Annotated in this window: 1 protein-coding gene; it reads right to left on the reverse strand. The window is 39.7% G+C overall.

What is annotated here, in order from left to right; genetic code table 11:
- Nucleotides 1-263: 263 nt before the first annotated feature.
- Nucleotides 264-908: a quinolone resistance pentapeptide repeat protein QnrD1 gene (locus FTV32_RS16915; protein ID WP_012634451.1), complete on the reverse strand. Its 645-nt coding sequence runs from the start codon at nucleotides 906-908 to the stop codon at nucleotides 264-266.
- Nucleotides 909-1635: the final 727 nt, after the last annotated feature.

Consider the following 1635-nt stretch of genomic DNA (forward strand, 5'->3'; position numbering starts at 1 on the left):
ATTCCGGCTCTGCCTCCGAATCACGCTGCGGTATCGAAAGATTACAGTGCGTACCTGATAAGAGCACCAATCAACGGACTAGGGATTTCTTGGATTGCACCGTCGAAAGAAGCCCAACCTAACCAGACTTAGCCAGATTAACGAGCTAAGAGACCATGACCCAATAACTGATCATGGAGAAAAGCAAAGACAAGATGAAGATGTCGCTTCGCTCCGTTTTGATTAGTACCACATTGGGGCATTAGGCGTTTTTTACCTAGATTTTATCGGTGAACAATAACACCTAAACTCTCAACAAGCTGAAGCGCCTGCTCTCCATCCAACTTCACTCCATCTAAATTAATTCGCCTTGCATCAAGCTCGCCAAGCGCCCCACCCGTTAAATCACAACCAGTAAAATCAGCCAAAGACCAATCAAACGATGAAAACTCCCCACAAGAAAGATCGGAGCCACGAAACACGGCGCCAGTTATCACAGTGCCATTCCAGCGATTTTCCCACAGTTCGCACTTTTCTAATATGACTCTAGAAAAATTAGCGTAACTAAGATTTGTCTTGGTTATATAAGCACTACAAAACCATGACCTTGTAGTTATCATATTCATAAAATTAGCCCCTCGAAAATCAGCTCCTTGAGCTAAACACTCACTAATTTCAAGACCTAAGGCGCTAATGTTTTTAAAATTACTCATTGATAAATCGCAGCTTTTAAAGCTAGCGTTTTTTAGTTTGGCTCTATTAAAATCACACCCTTCCAAGCTATTCCTGTCGTAAAAACTACAATCAACAAATTCAGTATCAGTTAAATCAACCCCTGAAAAATCACAATTTGAAAAGGCAATATTTTTAACTCTATTCCCCGTAAATTGATCTCGTGAAAACTTTTCATTGATAAAGTGCTTTTCCATACATGCTACACCTGGTTATTTATACAGTGCAATCATTGTACATTAATTTGAACAACCTTAAACTCTAGCTAAAATTGATTCATACAATCCCTTTTATGTTAAACGGGCGAGTTAGTTTACTAAAACCGCCCATTCATCCGCATTAAAGCCCCTCAAAACGATTTTAAGACACGATCACCCTATCAAACACCCAAATCTACCCTGAAAGTTTAGAACGGTTTCTGTGCCGTTTGGCTTCGTTTTTAACATTATTTTATTAGCCACAAAAATTACCCCTTAACCTTCAAAATAATTATCTTCCCGTTTGACTCATAAACGGTGAACGGGCAGATAAAATTTTTATCTGTCTGTGAATCGTTGGACAAGCGCAGCGCGTCAGAAAAAGACTCGTAGAGGCTTCGGGGTATCAGGGGAAAGCCCCCTGAGTACGCGACGGTAATAAACGGTAAAAATGTCCCCATTTTGTCCCCGTTTGTGTATCGTCGCCCTCGTGCCTGTAATTTTGTATTTGGAGATATTTTTAACAAACCAATTAAAAACGCATAGGTAACACACCTTAGAGCCTTGTACGTCAACGTTTTTAGACAACGAGAAAAAAGGGGAATTAATGGCAGAGAGCAAAAAAACAACAACGGTGAGCTTTAGAATTGAAGATGATCTCAAAGATAAACTTCAAATCATTGCTGAACGAGAAAATAAAACTATCACCAACAAAGCACGTGAAATC

The sequence above is a fragment of the Acinetobacter sp. YH16032 genome, assembly GCF_013417345.1.
In the GTDB taxonomy this organism is placed as follows: Bacteria; Pseudomonadota; Gammaproteobacteria; order Pseudomonadales; family Moraxellaceae; genus Acinetobacter.

Coding starts and splice junctions, on each gene's coding strand:
- FTV32_RS16915 (WP_012634451.1), bottom strand. CDS start 908: ATGGAAAAGCACTTTATCAATGAAAAGTTTTCACGAGATCAATTTACG.